Source organism: Paenibacillus sp. B2(2019) (assembly GCF_008370385.1).
In the GTDB taxonomy this organism is placed as follows: Bacteria; Bacillota; Bacilli; order Paenibacillales; family Paenibacillaceae; genus Paenibacillus_AQ.
This window is the reverse complement of the sequence record NZ_VTZR01000027.1, coordinates 32,595-55,423: the sequence shown is the minus strand read 5'-3', so window position 1 is coordinate 55,423 and position 22,829 is coordinate 32,595. Positions and strand designations below refer to the sequence as shown.

Sequence of the window (22,829 nt, the reverse complement as noted above, 5' to 3'; positions counted from 1 at the left end):
CCTATCTTCTTCGTTATAAACAAAAATACCCTACCGAGAGACTTTTTAAAAGTGTCTACTCGATAGGGTACAGTTTAAATTGGCTTCGTCTTTTTATTTAAATGACCTTAACCCTTGTCTGGCCTAACTCAAGTCATCTTGTCCTCTAGTGTTTTTATTAATTTTCATTCCGCCTAAAGCATTTTAATAAGAAAAAGAACTGGACAATAACATCCAACCTTTAAAAACAAATACTGAATTTACTGCTTCTCAATATTGAAGATGACCGACTAGAGCAGAGAAGAATCCATTGAGCAAATGACCTGTTTCGAAAATGCTTCAGTTAATCTATTAAAAGCTAGTTGCTCCTCAAATAGATTACTCAGACATGTATTCATATGGACATACCGAAAGTAGCATTAACTAGTGTGGACTTACATCTGATAATATATTTGTATATCTAAAACCATTTTTTGACCATCTATCAAAGATACTGATTACGCCCATTTATATACACATCTCTCAAATGTAGTTTTAATTTTGTACATAGTAGAAGAAATTTGGAAACAAATTAGAAGGAATTTGTCCTAATATAGCGAATAGATGATGTGAAAATCTATAATAGGACTGGTGTAATATGTTAACTGATGAACACATAAAGGAAGGGCTAAGCCTTGCTTATGTTAGCGCTGTAGCTCACATGGCAGGAATGGATTACACACAACCAAAATTTGATTATGGAATTGATGGAACAATCAGCGAAATCAAAGTAAGACCTGATGGAAGAAGATGTCCTAACGGTTTTAAAGTTGAATTCCAATTAAAGTCAACAGTTAATTTAAGTATGGACTCGAAATATATTACTTATAATCTAGACTCAAAGAACTATAATGATTTAGTCGAGACCGAAATTGGAACACCACGTATTTTAATTGTCTTTTACCTCCCTAGAGATAGGAATCATTGGTTAAACCTATCTGAATCTGAATTAGTTCTTAAACATTGTGCATGGTGGACATGTCTTTATGGTAACACTCCAACAAGAAATGTAAGCAAAAAAACAGTTCAGATTCCCCGTGACCAGCTATTCGATGTTTCCGCCCTACAAAAAATTATTAGAGATATTAGAGGGGGAAGGTTCTATGCATCACTCTGAATTAAAACCCTTGCTCACTAATATAACACTTGAGAATATTAATATATACCTAATTTCAACAGGCTGGGAAGCTAAAAGCGAATCTCTAAATTCTTTAGTTTTCGAAAGGAAGGATCCTCTCCATGAAGTATCAGATACAATTGTTATTCCAGCTTCAAAACTTTATAAAGATTTCGAAGCACGGTTTATAGAATTTATCGAAAACTTATGCTCAATTGAAAACAGGTCTACTAATGAAATATTTTTCGATTTACTTAATCCTCAGACAGACAGATTGAAAATTAAAATTAGCTCCATGGATTCCGAAAAAGGTTCTCTTTCAATTCCATATGCTAAACAGTGTATTGATGCAATAAAAAAATTAATTATCGCAACTATTGATAACGAGATTGATCCCCGTCCCTTTTACCGCAAACCTAAAAAAAGAGCCGTTCAAATTGCAGATTTCTTTCGTCTAGGCCAAACAGAATTTGGAAGTTTTGTATTTGTTATTGAAGCTCCGATATACCAAGAAAATACTAACAAAGATTTTTATTATAACTTATTCGATAGCACTCCCTTCAACAGAAAGATTCTTTTAAGAATAATAAATGGAATCAATAATATGGAACTAATTAAGGAGGAACGGTTTTTTCCAAGATTTGAAGAAGGGCTTAATGCTAACATGTGTGAAGCACTGTTACAGTTAAATCAAACATCTGAATTAGAGACACGTGTTGATTGTAAAGTGGATTGGTGCATCAAATACCCTATGGATTTAGATATTATTAATAGTGCCACACTTTACCCTAGAACATTTCGTTCTCTTGAACACGCAGCCCAGCGATTGCGAGAAGTTTTTGAAAACGAATATAGGGCCAGCGCGAACTTTGACCGTCTAGCAAATAAAACTCTTGAATCACCTTTTGAAGAGCACACAGAGAATCTTAAAAAGATCATAACTATTAAAGGACTTATTAATCGTGTTGAATCAAATAAATCAAATTCTTATTTAATTTATATAATGCACCAAAATATAATTAAAAACATAGCGGTTTCCGTACCGCTTAATTTCAAGGATTTTATTGATGCATGTCTTGCATTTGACCAAGAGCTATTGGTAGAAGTAGAAGGGGTTTTAGATAAGTATGGTAGTGTCTTCATTTTAAGGGATGCTCATAACTTTAAAATTCTAAAGTAACTCTCCTCAAGGCTTTCCTTAACACAAACATTTTTTTTAAAAAAACTGTCAATATAACCAAATACCGATCAATCTTAGATGAAGTTATTACTTATATAAATTCATAAAAAGTAACTCGGAACAATTATTATTGTGAATCGAATGTAGATGTATATCTGGAAAACCTCAATTAAAGATGAAAAAAATGGAGACGCGAAAATTCGCGTCCCAAATTCATATCCAGTTATCTTATACGCTTAATTCAAACCCTAATTTATCAACAAACAAACCGATACTACATGTATCAAGTGCTCCGTGTGAACAATTATTATACGATGTGTTGCCCCCATTAAATAACGTCTGACTACCGATTTTTTGCGACTGTATAGAAAAAATTAACTAAGCGTCTTTACCTTGATGTTTAAATCAGAAGACCTGAATAGAATAGGTTCTTCGGTTTCATTATTACAATTTATTGACTACTTAAAAATGAGTTCTTTTTATCGCTAGCCTATCAATTGATAGTGTGACATCTTACCCTTCTATGCCCATTCACAAATATCGAATTACAAAAAAATCACGTTAAGAAGAGTTAAGACACTTTCCGGACCTCTTATCTGCTCTTGATATTTTTTCAATTGCTGAGCCTAACTTATTTCTTGTGATCCAGGTTTTAGGATCAATAGATGAGTACCCAGACATTCGAAAACTTGAAATCAAACACTCGTTGGCAAATGATTTCTTATGAATAGAAGCACCTAATTTCAAGAGATTAATCTTACCAACAAGACTCTTTGACATTCCAAGATGAGTGATTACACCATGCTTAGAACCAATAATAGCATAATTTCCTAAATGAAAATCAAGTATTCGAAATACGGCTACAAGCTTCGATACTATGAATTCGTTACTGATTGCTTTGATTGTATCGAAATCAAATGGTGCTGACATAGGTATAGACTCGACCATTTGTTCGGGAAGTAGAAATTCTTTTGCAAATTGGTTCGCTTCTATTTCAAGTGGCTTTTATTTAGGTGAATTTTGTGATTTAACAATACTCACTTAAGTTATTCGTATCAGTATCAAGTAAGTTACTGAAACTATCGAAACTGACTTGGTTCATTCCCCACAGCGCTATCTGTTAGGCCCGCCCAGTGCCGAATGATCACAAATCTCCTTTTACAGTAAACTTAACCCTCGTTATATTTCTACAAATTTTTTTGTCAAATATACTGCTATGCATACAAAAAAACACCCCAAATATTATTAATTGGAGCGTAATCATTAATCTTTAGTTTACTTATACGCTTCTTGACAAGCATCAGCCTATTTAGAGGCGATGCCACAGCATGTTGCTCCTTAAGATCGCTCTCAGCAAGATTTTACGTATCGCTTTGTTATGTTAAGGTCTGTATGACCAAGTATTTCTGTAATGCTAAGGCTTTACCTCCCCCGCGTTAGAAGATCAAAGCAAACGAGTGTGGAAAAATATAAGGAACACTCTTAATTTCTAACTTCTCCGAGTACACCTCAATACGGTCCCCCCACGGGTCACGAGTCAATACACGACCCTCAATTATACAGAACGTAGGTGTTCCTTTCTTCCATTCCTTTAGTTGTTGTCTAATCTGATCTATAATAACTTTATTTACTGCGGGCTTAACCCTGTTTTAGCATTCTCCGCCCCTTTATTAAATAGGGTCCTAGGTATCGAACCCATTTAGTCAAAAAAAGGAGCGGCAATTTACCCGCTCCGTTGCTGTATACGCCAATACACCTCAACTATTAGTTTGTTCTAACCAACAGTGAGCAACACTCCACATGCACCATATACGGATTGCGCCGCGGCTAAGTTTTAATCTGTTATAGTCCGCAGAGCCCTTGATTCATTGGAATTTTGGCATTCGCATTTTGTTCCATTCGGGTCGTTTTGGGTGGTCGGGATAATTTATCAACAGTACTAATTTCACACTAAATAAACACAAGTTTTGTTACTTCAAATTAGAATCTCCGCACCATCGAAAGCACTTTGTTCTTCCCCTGTTCACAAATAAAAAGGGTGCCTGATTTCACATTAAGAAGATCAGATACCCTACTTGATTATTCGTATATATCCTTATTTTTCTCCTGAGCTGTAAATTGCTTATTTCCCTTATGAGATTTGGATATCCAATCAATAGCATTCAAATCATTCAGAATTTGTTTACCTTTTTCACGATCGACCTTCATAATGTAATTAGCTAATCCGAAGTAATGTTCCTTAACGTGCGACTTATGCTTCAAGCCTTTTTTGTCTAAGTGAGAGGATACTCCAAATTTCTTCATATAATAAATTTCTTGTCTTAAAGATTTAAACATACTTTTGGGGATGGATAGTTTTTCATTAACCACTATTCCGGTAATTTGTTGCCTATTGCTTTTATAAATCAATTTTGTCTTACTTTCATTACAGCGGAAGCCTTCCTCTTCAATAATCTGTTTCACATAGGGAATGGTTTTTTTTATCTTTCTCCCACCCGAAATAGTCATATCATCTGCATATCTTGTATACTTTAGTTTTCTCTTCCGAGATAAAAGCTCTAATCTCTGGTCTAGCTTTCTGCAAACCAAATTAGATATATACGGACTTGTCGGGGCACCTTGCGGTAATGAATTTTGGTAAATACAAAAGTTAGTCAAGGTTAATGCCACACTTGATGAATAACCTAAGCACTTAAATAGACCATATACTCTGCCACCTGATATCGTTGGAAAAAAATCCTTAATATCCATTTTCAAAACATATTCTTGGTTAATATGGTGGCTAGCATTTAAAACAGTTGATTTCCCTGTTACAAAACCAATTGCATACTCATGAACATGTACGTTATATAAGATATTGTCCAGTATCCATCGTTGGATGTACTTTAAATCTATCGATGGGAGGGATAACGTTCTGGTGCCTGACCCATTATTCTTAGGAATTTCTATTGTTCTGTACTGCAAATCTCTGGCATAATACAATCTTTTAAAATCAGATTCCGTTAGCTTTAATAATCTTCTTAAATGCTGCATATCAAAAATTATTGGAACACCGTTATTTTTCAAAGTTTGGGCATAGGATATTGTAGCTTCAATATCATTTAGTGGTATATTTTTCTCAATTAATTTCGATTTCAAAAGGTCCAAATCCACTTTTTTTCATCCCACTCCTATTATTAAGAAAGAAATAAATTACTGATATTTCCGGTATACCATTGACTCTTACACTAAATTGAGTTTTGAACCGTTAACTTTTCGAAAGACGACTCGCCTTTCTTTGACCCTAATTTACACAACCGAATCGGTATATATTCATCTTCAAAAGATAGACTGTCAGACCCGGCCACTAAAGACTTAGGTTTAGTCAAATCCGAAAAAAAAGATTCATTTATTCCCAATTCTTCTATGACACTGCTCCCCTTTGAAGACAAATTATCCTGATTATCGATCCAGTCTTTGCTTAATAATCGATTACGATGTTCCAATAATTGATCATTATTATACCCTAATATTTTCTTTATTTCAAAGTCCTCTTTATCGTTAGGAAACTCCTTCAAGTATAATAAATATAGAACTTCCTTTATATCATACTTCTTTAGATATGGAGCGGGGATGATCAGCGATAAATTATAGAGTACCGCCTCATAGATCTCCTTGTGTTTCCTATCACCAAAGAAATCTAATATTTTATTCTTTCTTTGAAACAGCGCCTGCCATTCGCTATTCTCATTCCACCAATAACTGCTGATCGTATTATTAGGACAATTTCTATAAAAGGTTACGAGAGCTTCCGATTCCTTAAAACCTAAAGGATGTTCACTTTTTAGGATCTCTTGTTCGAACCTCAAAAGTTTGTTTCTTTCATCAACCAGATCCTTATTTTTTTCAAAATAACCATTACTTTTCTTTTCGTATTTCAGATAGGCATTTATGTAACCAAATTGTTGAAAGGCGTTATGTATAGCTTGTTTCGCTTTCTCAGTAATATGAATAACAAATACTATCACTTGCTTCTCTTTCACCATCTCAGCTGCATTTTTCAGAAAACTTCTTATGGTGTCCCCAGTACCTGAAAAATCATCGATGAATACCACTGTATCTATATATTTCAACTTGCTGTATGTTTTTTTTAATTCCTTTTCTTGCTGGGTAAGCGCACATCTCTTTTCATCATAGTAATTCACTTTTTTTCTTAAGTGCTTATTGTTAACTTCTAAGTACAGAGAGCTTAAATTTATGGCCTGATCATTGGATAGCCCATTAATTTCAAGAAACTTTTGCAAATAAAAGTATGAGCTGTTCATTCTCGTAACATCTTTTTCACTGGAAATAGGACTATAAATTGTATAGGGTTCCCTAATCCTTGGAACCAAATAGCTGTGAAAGTTGGTGAAAATTTTCTCTATATTTAACCTTGAATAGTAGTGATAGTCGCTTAGCATTATTAACAAAATATTACCTACATCTGTATTTTCGCTAATTTTGCTCTGACCTAAAAACTGCTCTACCTTCTTTTTGAAATCTTTTAAATACTCTTCTTCTGAATCATTCACTTCGTTCTTGGAAAGAAATTCATCTATTGTGCTATTAAGATCTAGTTGCAATGTTATCCACCCTTCTTAATTCTTATCACGCTAGGAGTCATTCGAATCCATTTCTTCTCCTTTGCGATTCCACCTTAATCCCTCCCTTTAAGAGATTTGTATACTCACTATACTTCTTCATACTTCAACAAAATATTGTAAATATCCTTCTTAAGTCTTCATTCTGAATAGTGAATAATTACCTACCACTTGGTTACTTCTGGGTACATGAACTTCTTATTTTCTACCTTGCCTCAACAGATTAAGTTTTATCTCTTTTTGAAAGTTGAAGCCTTTCAAAAAAAATCACAGGATATGACAAGCTCTAGCATCACTAAGGAACACTCCATGTCACTAGATTGTGGATTACTATAACAAAGGTAGCATTGTCCTCCAATTACAAATTGAACTTATAGTCAAAAAAAAGAAGCGGGATTTTTCCCACTTCTTTACTAATTAAACCGCCAATACATCTCAATTATCAATCTTTCCTGACCAACAGTGAACAGCACTCCACATGTGAGGAGTAGACAGTGACAACATTTTTTAATGTCCACTTGATTTGGGAGTATTCGCTGATACAACTACATTATTAATACAATTTCATTCACCTTTTAACAGATTGATGAGATGATTAATAAACTCTTCAACTAACTCAATTTTAAGAAACTCTTCAATGAATAAAATAAATTGCTCCTGGCTCCGCATACGTGGGCCTTTTAGAATAATCCGTTCAATTTTCATTATCACTTGATCAGGAAGTTTAATGTCGTTTTGAATATCGTCAATATATTGTGTAAATTCATGAAGTTTATTTTGGTAAATTTGTATAGCAAATATTTTCTTTAGATCTAGGAATTGAAGAATACTTGGCTTCAAAAGATATATAGGATAATCTCCTAAATTCTTTTTAATATCACTTAAAGTCTTTTCTGGCCAATCTCCATCCAAAACAAATACGTTATCGTTATCAACGATACTTATTGTCTCAATTAACCTGCTAGAGAAGACTGCCCCACCTAATGATATTACTTTGATTTGACTATATCCCAATGCTTTTTCTATATTAAATCTTTCGATAATGTAATCAAAAAATCTTTCATCCGTTTTTCCCTCTACATACATATGTAACAACCTTGTAGCAGGATCATCTTTCTCTTTTTCTTTCGGATAACGTGCTTCGACCTTCTTTTCTTCAACAGTTTTATCTAATTCATCAAAAATCCCAGTAATACCTGATATTCTCCCAGCTCTTCTGAAGAGCGGGATCCAGCCGTTTCTGTCCCCCCAAATTATTGGCAAAGTGCAATTCGGTGTATTATAAGGAAATACAATTAATGCCCCAATTCCGTAATACCCCAGCCCACTCTTATTGGTTATTTTCCCATACTCAATTATCTTATCCCTAAGTAATTGCCTCTTTTCATGTGCTAATGATTGATAGAAGCTGGAATCAAGTGATACCACAGTATCTTCTTCTGAATATTGGTATGCACAAAATGCATGTGCTGCTGATTCTTCGTTAATTCGTTCGATAGCCTTTCGGAATCCGCATATTGATAATACAAATATCTTGATTTCTGGGTTTAGTGGAACTACTAGTTCAGTTAATCGGTTAATCTCTTTTATTACTGTATCTCCACTAGCAATTACATCATCAACTAGTACAATATTTTTAACGTCTTTGTTTTTAATTAAATGAATGGTCGATGAGTCTATAAAATTATCTTCTGAAATATCGTTAATTACTCTAAAATGATATGAAATCATAGAGCCACTTTTTGCTGCTGGTCCAACTCCTGCGAACAACGTATTTTTATGTGTAATTTTATTACTATTTCTTGCAGCTCGCTGATTTAACTTACTAAAAGCAATTTCGAGTGCTGTATTTACTTCCTCGAAACTCAATACATTTAAATTCTTAATTACACGAAATGGTAAGTCGTGATCTTCCGGTTCAAACTGAAGCATCCATTGAACAACATTATCAATATTCATTTTCACAGGCCACTTACTAACAATTTTTTCGATTTCGGACAATCTTTTTTCAATATAATCTGGATATCTCAAAATATATGCCTCCTATTTTTTTGAGCTGTATCAGCTTTTCTAAAATTACATTTGTACGCACTTCACTTTAGAAGTTTTTTACCACATATGTAATCAAGGTTATATCAATAAAGTCCTAGTTATATCATTCACTCGATACTGGGTGGGGTAAAGGAAATAACATCCGCCGCTAAATTCCGTTGATCTCAGTCGTCTAGAAAATCCCTCTTCTTTTCCTGCTCTATTCTATCCCGCAAATAACTTATTTGACCTTCTATTCCATGTTTATGTTCAAGTAAGTCAACAGAATTTAAAAGTCCTAATACCGATTCAAAATAAGCTATTCTTTGTTGAAGAATAGGCACCTCACTTCCCGACCAACTTCTTGAACTTTCCTCAAGCGGTAGTTTTTTGAAATGACTATAATCTTGATTATATAATAAAAAGTCTTGAAGTAAGGACAATCTTCTTTCCGTAGAGAAGTGTGAAACAATATGGAAAATCATTCTCATTAGTTCTATGTTTGAATTCTGCCTTGGAATGATCTTCTTCAAAAATTTATCTTGCCTCTCTATAACTAAGACATTTTCCTCTCTGTTATGTAAGAAAATAGCTTCTAATAGAGGTTCTCTATATGAATATCTAGTTTTTTCATATTCAAATATAGAGAGTACTACGTCTTCCATGATTTCATCATATTCTTCATGCAGCCAAACACAAGAATAATCATTGTGATCATGGTATCGGCGATTCTTCAAATCCTCGTACATTTTTATAAATTCAAGCATAAATTTAGGTTCTAATTTAAGAATTTTATCCAGGTTTGAACCATCGTAATCAACATGATGATGACTACACTCAAGAACCACTAAATAAGCCCGTTTCAAAAGGCTAATATCGGCCTTAAACAGCATTATAAGATTCTTATTGATTTCTGTATGAGGATTAAACATCATCTCAAATGCCCCGGCAAATTGTTTGTTAACATTGGTCCGTTCTAAAAGTATTGCAATAACTGTGGTAATCAATTTTTCATTTTTGTCCATATATTTTAAAAGATAATCTGTTTGATATGGCATGTGCTCAGGGCTAGCTTCTTTGTAAAGAGTGAGTAATAAACCAACATCTTCTTCTGTGATATTATTTTTCGGTAAATGGAACAAGTATCCATATAGCCATTTATTTATCGAGTTAACATGCGAATTGTTAATAATACTGGACAGTGATTTATAATCTTCCACTCTTGAAGTGAATACTGCCAAAAAGGATATCGGATTAATGGATAACGGATCGTTTAGATTCAAGTATTCATTAAAGACCGTTATACCCAGAGTAACATCTCGATCTAATAGTGCACCGAAAACCTCAAACAAACTTTCGTGAAACCTATACTCATCTCGATTTTTAAGAAAGCCACTCGTTTTAATATCGATACATTGCTTAAAGAAGTTTAGGTAATCAACCTGGGTATATTCTCTAAAAAAGTCTCTAATTTTTTTATTTCTCATCTCTGTTATTTTACTGTAGTCAAACTCCCCTCCATCTAACTCTTCTGGTTCCCCAAATAACAACTCGGATAGAGTATACGTTTCATTTTTAAATTTCTCCTGCAACTTTATGTCGAACTCAATTTTATGATCCTTTAACAAATCCAAATATTCTTGTAAAATGCTGCATTCCAAATAGCTTTCATTATCGAAAGAATTCACGACAAATGGAAAAAGGACGATGGAATCACTTTGTATTATTTCTGTAGTGCATACGTCTAAACGTGACGAACTATAGTTATAAATCATTTCAAGTACTTCGCTACGTAATTCCTTATTTTTGTACAACTCAAATATATAATTCCATATTTTTGTCCTTAATTGATTTAGAGAGTCTGAATTGTATAACTCGAAATTTCTAAATCGTACTGATTTCCCTTGGTAATCCGTACTTTCGAATTTTGTTTTGAGGTAGTTATCTGCAATTTTAACTAATAACTTTATCAAAGCATCATTTTTATTTGTTTGGATTTTATTCCACAATACATCTACTACAATGTGTTGGTGTTCATATTCGAACAAATGGGAATCTACATCAAAACCGAATGCCTCTGTTAATATCGTATAGACATAGGAGGCTAGACTTGGGCGTTTATCGAACAATGATAAAAGTAGTTCATTTGCCATTTTGAACATCTCTTTTTCCGACGAAATAAAAGAACTCAATATACTAAGAAGAGATGGTTTAGGTATGTTATTATCCTTTTTTATTTGGAAATCCTTATAATCGAATCCCTCTGATTCTAGCCCCTTCACACTGTCTCTTACATATAAAAGTGTTGATGTTCGATCTATAAACCAAAACACACTATAAAGTTCAAGAGTTGTTTCCCCGTCACCGTTTTCTTTTGCAATAGCTAATGCATTCTTAACGTGAGAACTCATTTTCTCCATAATATCTTTGGTATTTAAGGAATTTAACACAGGGTTAATAGCATCAATTATTAACTGTTTTCTTTTCGGAAAGAAGTTGTTTAGTAAGACTGAAAAATCGATTATGCTCTCCTTAAAAACCGTCAAATAGAATAGATATGTAGCCAAAACCTGATCCGAAACTCTTACTGCTTCGTTTTCGTACATATCAAACACTTCAATATCATGTAATTTTTTTACGGCTTCCCAAAATTCATACTTAGAAATTGAAAATACTTCCTCGATAGAGGTCATTTGTTCGTTATTTGAGAAATCTATAGTACGTAAAAAAGAAACTATTCCAGCGGCTTTCTTTATGTTCACATCATCTAACGCATCAATATCCCTTTTTATTGACTCATAATATTCTTCATAAATCATAGTTACATCTCTAATACTCTGAAGGTTATTTTCCCTTTTTGCTACTTTCGCAGCCATAATAGCAAGCCGTGGATTTCCCTTCGCTATTTCAGATATTCTTTCTAAGTAATGACCGTTTTTTATATCGAACTCTTCTTCGATTAAATTACTAATCTGCTCATCATTCAACGGATTAATTTCTAATTCATAACCTCCACCGTACTGGCGGGCAATATTTTGAATCTTCTCTATTGCGTAATCCCTCACTGTAGCAATTATTTTTATTTTTCGACCGAATTCCTGCTTGTGTATCCATTGGAGTACATAATCAAGTTGGTTTAACCTATTAGCATCATCAACAAAGATTAAAAAGGGCTTGGAGTCAGAAAAGTGAATAGCTAAATCTTCAAAAATACTAACCCCTCTGTTAAAAATGCACCTTATTTCGTAATCTGAATGAATCTGTTTGAATTTATGACAACACTCTAGGGCTATTCTTGATTTCCCTACACCTGATCGTCCAGAGATCATTACTAAATCTGTAGTTTCAAGTGCAGTTACTATGGTATTTACTTCTTCTTCTCTAAAGTGGAATTGGGTGTCTAACGGAGTCGCTACTGCACTTTTATTATAGGTTGAAACAAAATCTTCTATTGTAATGACTTGACCAGTGTCAACTTCAATGCCTAACAGATCCCTTGCAATACCTGGATACTTTTGATACAAATCGAAAGAAAGGGGGCCTATTCCAAAAATATTAATATTTACACCTTTGTCTTGGCATAACTTTCTTATACCTTTCTCTTCTTCTGTCGAAAGTGAAGAAGTATGACAGTAAACAACCTCATCGATTAGATCGACAGCTATACCTGTTTTACCTTCATCAAAACACTTCTCTAAATCTACAATAATTTTCTTATATAAATTTGATTGCTGTGTTGTGTACTCAAAGAAAGCATATTTTCCATTAGTAAGTGTGCATAATGAGTCAGGTGTACCTTTTCTAACTTTATCAGCACCAATGACTGACCCTAACGGATTAATATCGCTATAACCCTTCACATGCAGATAAGCGTCAGCAACCTTCTGAAATACATCCCCACTTAATTCACGAATTCTATTTTGAATTTGATTTATTTTAGACATTGTAAACCTCCAAGGCATTTATGTTTGACACTATACTAATTTCGACAGATTCTGGAAGGCATCCTCTAATTTTTTGTTATTTCGCAACTCTTTATGTACTAATTTCGATAGGGAGGGTGAGACGTAAGAATCTCATTGTTACGTTAAATATTTTCTAGGAGGAAAAACACATGAGCACACTCTCAGAACTTTTGACTGTTCAAGAAGCAGCAGAGAAATTGGATGTAAGTATTTCAGCTGTTACAAGTTTCATTGAATGAGGTTATCTACCTGCAAAAAGATACGGAGGTAGGTCGAGAATTCACATCGATGATCTACAAGAGTTCGCCACTACGTTCGAACTTACACTTGATAGTGAATAGACTTAACTTAGAACCTCTGCTTAAATGCAGGTTTTTTTATATCTATTAAGGTTCAACTCATCCTCGCCTCCGTAGGTGGCGAGAGTTAGTTATATATTTTGGATTAATCGTTTTTCTTGAGTTTTTATACTTTTCTTTATATATTTATTCCTTGAGTATAAATTTCCATATACTATCAAAGAATTAATATAAAAAACCGCAGGGTTATGCTTAAACTCCTGCGGCTTCTTACAGTTTTACTCCGAGTTTTTCGGAATAGATATAGAAAATCTCTTATTCAATAAATATTTCAACCTTTACTCTTTCCCGAACTGCTTGAAAAACGAAATCAAAATAACTATCTAACAAAACAGTGATCTCAGAATCACTGGCTGAGTCTATCTCTTTGATAAATCCTAGATACTCCTCCCCTTTTGTGATTATCTCAATCGTTTTTATCACTCCATCTTTACATAATTTTTTTGGAACATTGACTACCTTAAAATACTTTCTGATCCGATGAGTAGTTTCCGACATGATTAGGTAGGCATTTTTCGAAAGGTCTTTAGGAACGAAAAATTGTCTAGTGCCAAACTTCCCTATCTCAATAAATTGTTTTACCATCAACTTATCCAGATTACTGGCCACTGTATCCTTGTTCATACCTAATACTTCGGCAAGGTAGCTATTGGTTACAGAGGAACTTAAATCATTGCCTAATGTATAACAAATCTCATCAAACAATATCTTCTCAGTTGGGGTAACACCAATACATCTTCGCAGCGCATGAGGAAATGGAGAATATCCTGTATTCAGCAACCACCTTATTTCCTCATTGCTAGGAGCTATCCTCTTAGAAAAGTCTAGCATATGAGCATGGATCGGAAACGCATACTGGTTTTCACTGTACAATTCCAAAAAATTATTAGTCATAGTGGATCACCCTTCCGGTCAATTGACCATAGAATTTGATTTTCACCCTCCCTATCGAAAAGGAATTCAAAAAGTTGCGATATTAATTTTACACTTCGTTCTATATAGATGGTTTAGTGAGGAAGCAAGCATATAGTATTCCAGCATAAAAAAGATGGCACCTGACTATAATTCCAACAATATCTCCCACTGATTGGTTATATTTCGTCACAACTAACCCCTCACCCATTTCGATAGGGAGGGTGGAGGGGATGACAATGAGTAAGTTAGAAAGATTATTTAACGGAAAATACACTTTGGAAGAAGCGTTGATTTCTATATTGAATGGTCAAATTGACAAAATTATATCTGCCGCTTACGATAGCGATAAAGCGAATACTCCCCATTCTTGTATGGATAAAGAAGGGGGAAAAACATGTTTAAAGTACTAATCTATGCACGTGTCAGCACAAAGCGGGATGCGCAAAAAAATAGCCTTGAAAACCAAGTATCTTATGCTATGACTTTAGCGGCCCATAATGGTTGGACTGTGGTCGGGCAATACATCGACGATGGAATAACCGGCGCAACTAGGAACAAGCGAGATGGTATTATGCGCTGCGCTTGATTGGTGATAGCAAAAAGAAAAAGTTCGACGCCATTATTGCGAAGTCTGTATCAAGGTTAGGAAGGAACACTGTAGAGAACTTGCAGACTGCTCATGAAATTGAATCTGCTGGGATTCGTTTAATTCTGCCTGAGGATAACTATGACACTGAGACAAGCACTAGCAAGCTGATGTTTAACCTAAAAGCAGTACTTGCGGAGGAGGAAAGTGCTAAGCTGTCAGATCGAATAAAGCTAGGGTTAAGATCAAGTGCAAGGCAAGGAATTTATAAGGCATCCCTCCCTGCCTTTGGGTATAAGCGTGATCTGATAAATAAGCGCTTGGAGTTGGATGAAGATTATGCCCCTATTGTTAAAGAAATTTTTTATCTTTATCTTTATAAAAATTGGGGCATGTACAAAATAAGCAACCATCTTATTGAAAGGGGCATTCCCACCCCAAGAACTGTATCAGGCGGAAGTAATGCTGGGCAATTATGGCACCAAAGCACGGTAAAACTAATTTTAAGCAACATGGTGTATACAGGGACACTTGTTCACCATCGAGAAGAAACAAAGGATTTCATTTCCAAAAAGAGAAAACGGGTAACCCCTGATCAGCAAATTGTTTATGAAAATGCCCATCCTGAGATCATCTCAATGGACGAGTACCTCGCAGTGCAAGAAAAGATGAAGCAAAAAGCTAGGAACAAAAGCAACGGGCAGGAAAGTCTATTTGCTCATATAGCTGTTTGCTCTGATTGCGGAAAGGGGATGGTATTTCGCAACGACAGACGGAAGAACGGGGCTTATGTTTGTGGAGGGTATGTTAAGCATACACGGTCTTACTGTTCATCTCACATCATAGAGTCAGGAACATTATTACAAGCCGTAAAAGACGACCTCAAGGGGCTTATAGCGGATAACGTTAAGCTAGAAAAGCTATATGGGGCGGCTAACGAGAAAGCTAATAAACAACTAAGCAGCTACACTAAAGAGTTGGTGAAAATCAACAAGCAGCTTAGTCAGCTAAACAAAGAATTTCAAAGCCTCTTACAGCTGTTTTCCGAAAAGGTAATCGACATTGAGCAATTTAAGTTACAAAACGAGTACATTCAAGATGAACAAACAAGACTTTCGAAAAGCAAGTCAGAATTTGAATATATATTACATGCGAAAAAAGACACGGACCACCAAGTCCATGCCTTTAAGCGGCAAATATCCCGCTTCGCTAAACTAGACATCGAGGATGAACAAGTTTTGAAGCAGGTACTTCAAAGACTCATTCAAAAGATTGAAGTCAATGAAGACGGTACTGTAAAAACAATTCATTACAACATCGCCCAGCCACAAACGGTTAGGCTTATAGAAAAAAGAGGGGCTTAATCTTTAGTCCCTCTCAAATTTAGTAACACTGTACACTCCACATGCACCGTATGCGGGAACATGTCCACCGGAGTTACCTCCACTGTCTTATACCCTCCATCTTCGAGCACCCGCAAGTCTCTTGCCAGTGTCGACGGATTACAAGACACATACACCACACGTTCCGGCTTCATCGCCAGAATCGTCTCCAAAAGTCGTGGATCGCAGCCCTTACGCGGAGGATCGACTACGATAACATCTGCCGTAATCCCTTGCTCTTTCCAGTTAGGGATTACATCCTCAGATGCGCCTACCTCAAACACTACATTATCCATACCATTCAAAGTGGCGTTCGCCCGTGCATCCTCAATCGCTTCACTTACGATCTCTACACCGTAGACCTGTTTAGCATGCTGTGCAAGGAACAATGAAATCGTCCCGATACCGCAATAAGCATCTATAACAGTCTCGTTGCCAGTAAGTCCAGCATACTCCACCGTCTTACCATAGAGAACCTCGGTTTGAGCCGGGTTAACCTGATAGAAAGAACGCGCGGAGATTGCAAATTTCACATCGCCGATATAATCGTAAATAACGTCGTTCCCCCAAAGGGTACGTGTTGTATCACCGAAGATTACGTTCGTCTGCTTAGTATTCACGTTCTGGCAGATGCTTGTAACAGCTGGGATTTCACGACGAATCTCAGTGATCCATTCGTCCAGATGTGGGATACGTTCGCCATTAGTGACGAGTACGAGCATCATCTCACCAGTACGGAAGGCTTTCTTCACTACGACATGACGCAGTAAGCCTTTGCCGGATTCTTCGTCGTAAGCAGTAATGCCGCGTTTCCGTCCGATTTCTTTCACCTTGCGCACAACGTCATCGTTATCTTCATGCTGAATCAAGCATGTTTCCATATCGATGATCCGGTGGCTTCCCCGCGCGTAAAAGCCCCCCACAAGGCCGCCTTCTGTTACGCCGATCGGCACCTGAGCCTTGTTGCGATAACGCCAAGGCTCGTCCATGCCCAGTGTTGGGCGGACGAGAATGCCCGCTGCCTGATCCGTTCCAGCGTCTCCGCCACCACCACTCACCCGGAGCTTCCCAATCCGCTCCAGGTTGTCCACCACCAGCTGCCGTTTCCACGCCAGCTGAGCCGCATAGTCCATATGCTGCAGCTGACAGCCGCCGCATTGGTCATAGATCTCGCAAGGCGCCGCGATGCGGGCGCTGCTCGCCTCTACTAAATTCAGCAGCTTGGCGTAGCCATACTGCTTCTTGGTCTTGAGCACCTTTGCCCGGACCTTCTCTCCGGGAAGGGCTCCCTGCACAAAAAGGGTAAAGCCTTCTACGCGGCCTACCCCTTCACCTTCATGGGTCATGCCGATAATATCGAGCATAACCTCATCATTTTTATTCACAGGCAGTCCGGCGACAGGCGCCTTGCCGACTGGGCGGCTGGTGCTGCGTCCACTGCGGTGTTTACTCATTATTTATAGTTCACTTCTTTCATTATCATCGCTGTATAAACCCAATTAAATGCCTTCACTCATTATCATAACTATATATCCCACAATCATCTACAATCGCTCTTAGCTTAGTTATTTTCAGCAAAAATCCGCAAATGCTGTGGCAAAATCCGGAATCGCCCTGGCAATTCTCCACCCAGTTCGCCATCCAAGTTCAATTGGACATGTCCTGGAGAGATTACATCCATCGCATCCGTACGGAAATAAATAACCTTCTTATCATTCAAATGTTCGCCACGAAGAGCCAATCTGACCAAACGGACAAACTCTGCTAGGTTGCATTTTTTAACCGCTATAACATCTAATAGACCGTCATCGATCCGAGCGCCGGGAGCAAGCTTTTCGAAGCCGCCAACAGAATTCGTATTTGCAATCAGGAACAGCATAAACTCATCATGAATAACTTCCTGCCCATTGGCACGAATGATTAGTTCCTGAGGAGATAGGCTGACCATTTTTTCAATACCTTTTAAATAGTACGCAAGCTGCCCAATCATGGTCTTCAGCTTACTAGGAACTTCATATGTCAGTTCGGTTAGACTACCGCCGCCTGCTATATTAATAAAATAACGGTCATTTGCCTTACCGATATCAATCGGACGTGTCTCTTGGCGAATGATCAGATCACAGGAATCTTCCCAGTTCTTCGGGATCCCCATTGCACGTGCAAAATCATTAGTAGTACCAAGCGGCAAAACGCCGAGCGGGGGAAGATTAGGCTTCTCCGCCATACCATTTATAACCTCATTTAAAGTGCCATCGCCACCGGCTGCTATGATCAAATCATAACCGCGTTCTACTGCATCTGCAGCAGCTAGCATAGCATCGCCTTCTCCGGTTGTTGCATGGCAGGTAGCTTCAATGCCACCAATATCCAGCCGGTCCAAAATATCGGCGAGCCGCTTCTTCATTTCTTCCCGTCCAGAAGTGGGATTATAAATCAATCTCGCAGTTTTCATTACCGGAACGCCACCTGTTTTTATAATAGAATAACCTAATTGATTATACCTAATTCGGACCACTACAATCAATGTTAAAGGCCCTTTCATGCAAATATTCCATTATACAGCAATTAATGACACTAAGTTAGAGAAAAACAACTATTTATATGTGTATGCAACAAATCCCGTATTATCCACGGATATGGGCACTTTTTTATGATTAAGTGTGTTCAAGGGTAGGTGCTTTATCGTTTCATTCGAATCTGTTCGAGGAGTATCTCTACCTGTCTCTCAATCCAATGCGGAAGAAGGGGATGGGGCAGAAGCGTTTGACCAGAATACTTATAGGTTAACCCTTTAAGTCTGTTCGGAACCACATGCTTAGTAAAATAGCCTTCACTCAAAAAAAGCGGCGCCACCAGAACCTCGTGACCCTGCTCCTGCCAATACTCTACCTTGCTTCTTATATTATCCGGACTCAGCAGACCATAGTCGGCCGCCGCTACGCCACTTACCTCACGTACACGTCCCGCCAGCGAAGATATACCTTTCTGCCAGCGCTGCCGGAAGCCATCATATACACTACCATGACCCACAAGCAAAATCGTCTCTCGCTTCGGTTCCGTAGACAGCTCACGTAGCTTGTCCCAGATCATTACAGCGATGTCCGGATCATCGTCGATAGGATAACCGTAGTGAACTTTAGCCTTCACTGAGAACAGCGCTAAATCCGTCTCACGTTCAGGCTCAGGTTTGGCGCCAAGTGCATATTCTATCTCATCGACATGTGTGCTTCCTGAGGAAACGAACAATGGGATCACAATAATATCTGTGATCCCTGCGTGTTCCAGCTCATTTATTCCATCTTGAATCAGACGGCCCTCTACCAGCTCTAAAAAAGAGACCACAACAGGAATCTCTTCACCTAGCGATAATCCGCTTACGGCTTCCTCTACGATTGACACCCAAGCCTCATCGCGAGAGCCATGACTGATAATAAGTACGCCCGGTACCATAAATTAGCGTCCCAAACGTTCCAGCGTTAATTTATATCCGTCATTGCCATAGTTCAGGCAACGTTTTACACGGGAAATCGTAGCTGTGCTTGCGCCCGTCTCTGCTTCGATCTGGTTGTAGGTGGAGCCTTTGCCGAGCATACGCGCTACTTCCAGTCGCTGCGACAGCGATTGAATCTCGTTCACAGTGCACAAATCATCAAAGAACACGTAACATTCTTCCATATTTTTTAACGTTAAAATAGCTTCAAATAATTGGTCGATACTTTTATCATTCAACTTCTTAAGTTGCATCAGCTTTTCATCCCCTAAAAGTTCTATCAGCATTAGTTTCTCTAATTAAGCTCCGTACAAAACTAGCTCCGGAAACATAAACCTCATGCGACTATCCTGCCTTTACTATATTGCACTGGAGCGCATTTTTCAAGCATTAACGATTTCACGCTGTAAAGAGTGAAATCGATGGACAAACGTCCACCCGTGGCGCACACTCAATATGTATCAAACTACGTTTGTTTCTTCCTACATAAGAAATAGCACCTACACTATAGTACTACATAAGCGCCGAAAATCAAGCATGTACACGCTTTTTTCACTTCTTAAAGACGATTATAGGCATTCGCCCTTTTCCGCTCCTATCACGGGTAACCCGGGCATTCGTCTATACCGTATGTTCGCCCATGACATACAGTATAGCAAACCACTAACAAAGGAATGTGATATTATGCCTGATCATTACTATAATCATTCCCGCCGGAACCAGCGTTCACTGACCGATACTTATAATGCATCTGCTTACCCCGGGCTCAGTCCATATGCGCCTTCATCCCCCCCAGGAGAGAGCGGAATCCTTCCCGCTTTAGGAGCAGAAGCTGCCACTGAAACAGCTCTAGCGCTTCCTGCTGCTGAAGCTACAACAAAGGCAAGCGGCGGGCTTGCCGGATTGCTTAGCGGCTTAGGCGGTTTAGGCGGCGGGGGCGGAATCGGTGGGAATATGGAGCAAATCAAAGGTATCATCGACCGAATGGGCGGTATTGACGGGATCGTAAACTCCATGGGTAAAGTGCAGAAGGTGATGTCCGGCTTCCAGCAGATGGCTCCGATGGTTAAGCTCTTCATGGGTAGCTTCGGCAAAGGAAAAGGAGCAGCAGGCGCACTGGCAGCCGAAGAGGATGCCGCACTGTACAGCCCGAGTCGGCGCAAAAAAAGACGCTCCACCTCCGGGCGTCGTAAATCTACTACAACCACACGCCGGCGCTCTACTCCCTCTACCGGAAAACGTCGCCGCAAATAGCGGTGACGTTTTATTTTTACTTAAACCATCCACTACGCCGGAACCATCTGAACATGCTAACACCCACCACCAGCATAAACAGCAGAACGCCAAAATACCCATACTTCCATTCGAGTTCAGGCATCACTACAAAGTTCATCCCATAAATTCCGGCGATCAGCGTCAGCGGCATGAATACGGTGGTGATTACTGTTAGTGTTTTCATGATCGAATTCATCCGGTTGGAGTTAAGAGAAATGTAGCTGTCACGTAGATCCGCAGTCATTTCTCGATCCGCCTCAATCATATCCGACAGTTTTAACAAATGGTCATAGATATCGCCAAAATAAATCCGTTCCTCACCGTTGCTCTGGACATGCTGCGAATTCACGATCCGGTACATCAAATCGCGCATCGGCACAATCGTCCGCCGCATCTTGAGCAGCCTTCCGCGCACATTAAACACTTGGCTCATCAAATCCTCCACCGACTCACTGCCGCCATTGCTCTCTAGATCTGCAAGCTCGTCCTCTAAACTGTAGAGGCATGGAAAATACTTATCTACCAGCTTGTCCATTACAGTATATGCAGCCGCCATCGGACCACCCGACCAGCCTTTACGACTATGTATTTCACGCTTCACCTGCTCCCAAGCTTCATTCATCTCTGTTTTTTCCTGATGATGATAGGACACGAGGTAATTTGCACTCAAAAAAAGGTCAATCTCTTCAGCATCCAGCGTCTCTTCATTCAGCGCATGCAGCACAAAAAACTGAACTTCCTCATAATGATCCAGCTTCGGCCGCTGTAGCACATGCATACAGTCCTCAATCGCCAAAGGGTGAAAATGAAAATAGTGATCCAGCAGCAGCGTCTCCTCTGCCGTAGGTGTAGCAAAATCTGCCCATATCCATGCATAATCCTCCCGCCGGATATCCTGCAAAGGTATGTCTGTCAGCACCTCACCTGTATGCGTCACCGCAAGTGTACGTATCATAAATGTTCCTCCGCTTCATCTTCTTCCACGCATCTATTGTACCGCAAGAAGTGGAGTCTTCCAAAAATAACAAAAAAGAATCTCAGCCGAGAAGTCGTAGCTCTGAGGTTCCATTATTCTATAGCGTCCCATTCCGGAAAGGATGGAATACTCTTTAGATAGTATCATTCATCCTCTTCTCCCTCTGATCATTCGGCTCATTGTGTATATAACGATGCTCCTCAGATGGCGGGGATAGAATGGATAGAGTAAGTTGAGTTGGGTTGGGTTGGGTTGGGTTGGGTTGGGTTGGGTTGGGTTGTCACCGTACTTAATCAAATCGTATCAAGTGATTTGTTTAATGATTAGTTAGTTTAAATTCTAACCCGCCGCTTAGATTCGACAGATGCCAAATAGCTACGTCCAGACATAAGCTCATACGCACCTTATCCAAGCTTTAACCACTCTCGGTTATACGAGCTAGACTCTGCAAATCTGGGGCTTTTATGTCCCTATATATGCTTCTTCGACATCATTCGCCAACTCAGGGGCATTTATATCCCTCTTTATGCTTATACGATGATATTTCGCCAATTCAGGGGCACTTATCCCCCTCTTTATGCTTATACGATGATATTTCGCCAATTCTGGGGTATTTATACCCCTATTTATGCTTCTTCGACGCTATTTCACCAATTCTGGGGTATTTATACCCCTCTTTATGCTTCTTCGACGATATTTCGCCAATTCTGGGGTATTTATGCCCCTCTTTATGCTTCTTCGACGTAACTTAGCTAATTCTACGGGACTTATACCGCTCTTTCCCCTCCAATCGCCGAATCCCGTCAATTCTACGGGATTTATACCGCTCTTTCTCCTCCAATCGCCCAATTCCACCATTTCTACGGGATTTATACCGTTCTTTCTCCTCCAATCGCCGAATCCCGTCAATTCT

Annotated in this window: 18 protein-coding genes; 6 read left to right on the top strand and 12 right to left on the bottom strand. The window is 38.3% G+C overall.

Going from position 1 to position 22,829, the window contains the following annotated elements:
- Window positions 1-616: 616 nt before the first annotated feature.
- Both PAENI_RS28290 and PAENI_RS28285 read left to right on the top strand, forming a co-directional pair.
- Window positions 617-1,135: a DUF4365 domain-containing protein gene (locus PAENI_RS28290; RefSeq protein ID WP_149647582.1), complete on the top strand. Its 519-nt coding sequence runs from the start codon at window positions 617-619 to the stop codon at window positions 1,133-1,135.
- Window positions 1,122-2,315, top strand: a complete 1,194-nt coding sequence (locus tag PAENI_RS28285) for a hypothetical protein (RefSeq protein ID WP_149647581.1) — start codon at window positions 1,122-1,124, stop codon at window positions 2,313-2,315. The genes PAENI_RS28290 and PAENI_RS28285 overlap by 14 nt, the downstream gene beginning before the upstream one ends.
- A gap of 561 nt (window positions 2,316-2,876) precedes the next feature.
- Here PAENI_RS28285 and PAENI_RS28280 read toward each other — a convergent pair.
- From PAENI_RS28280 to PAENI_RS28255, 6 genes are all read right to left on the bottom strand, one after another.
- Window positions 2,877-3,245, bottom strand: coding sequence for a hypothetical protein (locus PAENI_RS28280; protein WP_149647580.1), 369 nt, complete (start codon window positions 3,243-3,245; stop codon window positions 2,877-2,879).
- A 1,149-nt stretch (window positions 3,246-4,394) separates the two neighbouring features.
- The gene (locus PAENI_RS28275; protein WP_223179026.1) at window positions 4,395-5,453 is read right to left on the bottom strand and encodes a retron St85 family RNA-directed DNA polymerase; all 1,059 of its coding nucleotides are present in this window, start codon (window positions 5,451-5,453) and stop codon (window positions 4,395-4,397) included.
- An 89-nt stretch (window positions 5,454-5,542) separates the two neighbouring features.
- Complete coding sequence (locus PAENI_RS28270) at window positions 5,543-6,919, bottom strand: phosphoribosyltransferase-like protein (RefSeq protein WP_149647578.1); 1,377 nt, start codon at window positions 6,917-6,919, stop codon at window positions 5,543-5,545.
- Between the two features lie 582 nt (window positions 6,920-7,501).
- Entirely contained in the window at window positions 7,502-8,968 is a 1,467-nt protein-coding gene (locus PAENI_RS28265; protein ID WP_149647577.1) for a phosphoribosyltransferase-like protein, read from the bottom strand.
- A 185-nt stretch (window positions 8,969-9,153) separates the two neighbouring features.
- Window positions 9,154-12,912, bottom strand: coding sequence for an nSTAND3 domain-containing NTPase (locus PAENI_RS28260; RefSeq protein WP_149647576.1), 3,759 nt, complete (start codon window positions 12,910-12,912; stop codon window positions 9,154-9,156).
- Between the two features lie 635 nt (window positions 12,913-13,547).
- Complete coding sequence (locus tag PAENI_RS28255) at window positions 13,548-14,186, bottom strand: hypothetical protein (protein ID WP_149647575.1); 639 nt, start codon at window positions 14,184-14,186, stop codon at window positions 13,548-13,550.
- A 257-nt stretch (window positions 14,187-14,443) separates the two neighbouring features.
- Between PAENI_RS28255 and PAENI_RS32085 the strand changes: the two genes are divergently transcribed.
- Genes PAENI_RS32085 through PAENI_RS28250 form a run of 3 tightly spaced genes read left to right on the top strand, consistent with a single transcriptional unit; the run spans window position 14,444 to window position 16,157 of the window.
- On the top strand, window positions 14,444-14,617 hold the full coding sequence (locus PAENI_RS32085) for a hypothetical protein (RefSeq protein WP_188114729.1): 174 nt from the start codon (window positions 14,444-14,446) through the stop codon (window positions 14,615-14,617).
- Window positions 14,602-14,793: a recombinase family protein gene (locus PAENI_RS32805; protein ID WP_262495766.1), complete on the top strand. Its 192-nt coding sequence runs from the start codon at window positions 14,602-14,604 to the stop codon at window positions 14,791-14,793. The genes PAENI_RS32085 and PAENI_RS32805 overlap by 16 nt, the downstream gene beginning before the upstream one ends.
- A complete protein-coding gene (locus tag PAENI_RS28250; protein ID WP_262495765.1) occupies window positions 14,790-16,157 on the top strand; it encodes a recombinase family protein in 1,368 nt (455 codons plus the stop codon). The genes PAENI_RS32805 and PAENI_RS28250 overlap by 4 nt, the downstream gene beginning before the upstream one ends.
- Here PAENI_RS28250 and rlmD read toward each other — a convergent pair.
- The 4 genes from rlmD to PAENI_RS28230 form a co-directional block, all read right to left on the bottom strand.
- Window positions 16,154-17,629: a 23S rRNA (uracil(1939)-C(5))-methyltransferase RlmD gene (gene rlmD, locus PAENI_RS28245; protein ID WP_149647574.1), complete on the bottom strand. Its 1,476-nt coding sequence runs from the start codon at window positions 17,627-17,629 to the stop codon at window positions 16,154-16,156. The genes PAENI_RS28250 and rlmD overlap by 4 nt on opposite strands.
- A gap of 107 nt (window positions 17,630-17,736) precedes the next feature.
- Window positions 17,737-18,627 carry a diacylglycerol kinase gene (locus tag PAENI_RS28240; RefSeq protein ID WP_042184783.1) on the bottom strand — a complete coding sequence of 297 codons (891 nt, stop codon included), beginning with the start codon at window positions 18,625-18,627 and terminating at the stop codon, window positions 17,737-17,739.
- A 227-nt stretch (window positions 18,628-18,854) separates the two neighbouring features.
- Complete coding sequence (locus tag PAENI_RS28235) at window positions 18,855-19,625, bottom strand: sirohydrochlorin chelatase (protein ID WP_149647573.1); 771 nt, start codon at window positions 19,623-19,625, stop codon at window positions 18,855-18,857.
- A 3-nt stretch (window positions 19,626-19,628) separates the two neighbouring features.
- On the bottom strand, window positions 19,629-19,919 hold the full coding sequence (locus PAENI_RS28230) for a YerC/YecD family TrpR-related protein (RefSeq protein ID WP_019913624.1): 291 nt from the start codon (window positions 19,917-19,919) through the stop codon (window positions 19,629-19,631).
- Window positions 19,920-20,349: 430 nt separating this feature from the next.
- On the opposite strand from PAENI_RS28230, the gene PAENI_RS28225 reads away from it, so the two are divergent.
- Window positions 20,350-20,919: a tyrosine protein kinase gene (locus PAENI_RS28225; protein ID WP_149647572.1), complete on the top strand. Its 570-nt coding sequence runs from the start codon at window positions 20,350-20,352 to the stop codon at window positions 20,917-20,919.
- A gap of 16 nt (window positions 20,920-20,935) precedes the next feature.
- Here PAENI_RS28225 and corA read toward each other — a convergent pair whose 3' ends face one another.
- Together corA and PAENI_RS32385 are read right to left on the bottom strand one after the other, a co-directional pair.
- The gene (gene corA / locus PAENI_RS28220) at window positions 20,936-21,895 is read right to left on the bottom strand and encodes a magnesium/cobalt transporter CorA (RefSeq protein WP_042184779.1); all 960 of its coding nucleotides are present in this window, start codon (window positions 21,893-21,895) and stop codon (window positions 20,936-20,938) included.
- A 769-nt stretch (window positions 21,896-22,664) separates the two neighbouring features.
- A complete protein-coding gene (locus PAENI_RS32385; RefSeq protein WP_223179025.1) occupies window positions 22,665-22,808 on the bottom strand; it encodes a hypothetical protein in 144 nt (47 codons plus the stop codon).
- Between the last annotated feature and the right edge of the window lie 21 nt (window positions 22,809-22,829).

Bases quoted from the DNA above. Each gene is read 5' to 3' on its own strand.
- PAENI_RS28290 (WP_149647582.1), top strand. From the start codon at position 617: ATGTTAACTGATGAACACATAAAGGAAGGGCTAAGCCTTGCTTATGTT.
- PAENI_RS28285 (WP_149647581.1), top strand. From the start codon at position 1,122: ATGCATCACTCTGAATTAAAACCCTTGCTCACTAATATAACACTTGAG.
- PAENI_RS28280 (WP_149647580.1), bottom strand. From the start codon at position 3,245: ATGTCAGCACCATTTGATTTCGATACAATCAAAGCAATCAGTAACGAA.
- PAENI_RS28260 (WP_149647576.1), bottom strand. From the start codon at position 12,912: ATGTCTAAAATAAATCAAATTCAAAATAGAATTCGTGAATTAAGTGGG.
- PAENI_RS28255 (WP_149647575.1), bottom strand. From the start codon at position 14,186: ATGACTAATAATTTTTTGGAATTGTACAGTGAAAACCAGTATGCGTTT.
- PAENI_RS32085 (WP_188114729.1), top strand. From the start codon at position 14,444: ATGAGTAAGTTAGAAAGATTATTTAACGGAAAATACACTTTGGAAGAA.
- PAENI_RS32805 (WP_262495766.1), top strand. From the start codon at position 14,602: ATGTTTAAAGTACTAATCTATGCACGTGTCAGCACAAAGCGGGATGCG.
- rlmD (WP_149647574.1), bottom strand. From the start codon at position 17,629: ATGAGTAAACACCGCAGTGGACGCAGCACCAGCCGCCCAGTCGGCAAG.
- PAENI_RS28240 (WP_042184783.1), bottom strand. From the start codon at position 18,627: ATGAAAACTGCGAGATTGATTTATAATCCCACTTCTGGACGGGAAGAA.
- PAENI_RS28235 (WP_149647573.1), bottom strand. From the start codon at position 19,625: ATGGTACCGGGCGTACTTATTATCAGTCATGGCTCTCGCGATGAGGCT.
- PAENI_RS28230 (WP_019913624.1), bottom strand. From the start codon at position 19,919: ATGCAACTTAAGAAGTTGAATGATAAAAGTATCGACCAATTATTTGAA.
- PAENI_RS28225 (WP_149647572.1), top strand. From the start codon at position 20,350: ATGCCTGATCATTACTATAATCATTCCCGCCGGAACCAGCGTTCACTG.
- corA (WP_042184779.1), bottom strand. From the start codon at position 21,895: ATGATACGTACACTTGCGGTGACGCATACAGGTGAGGTGCTGACAGAC.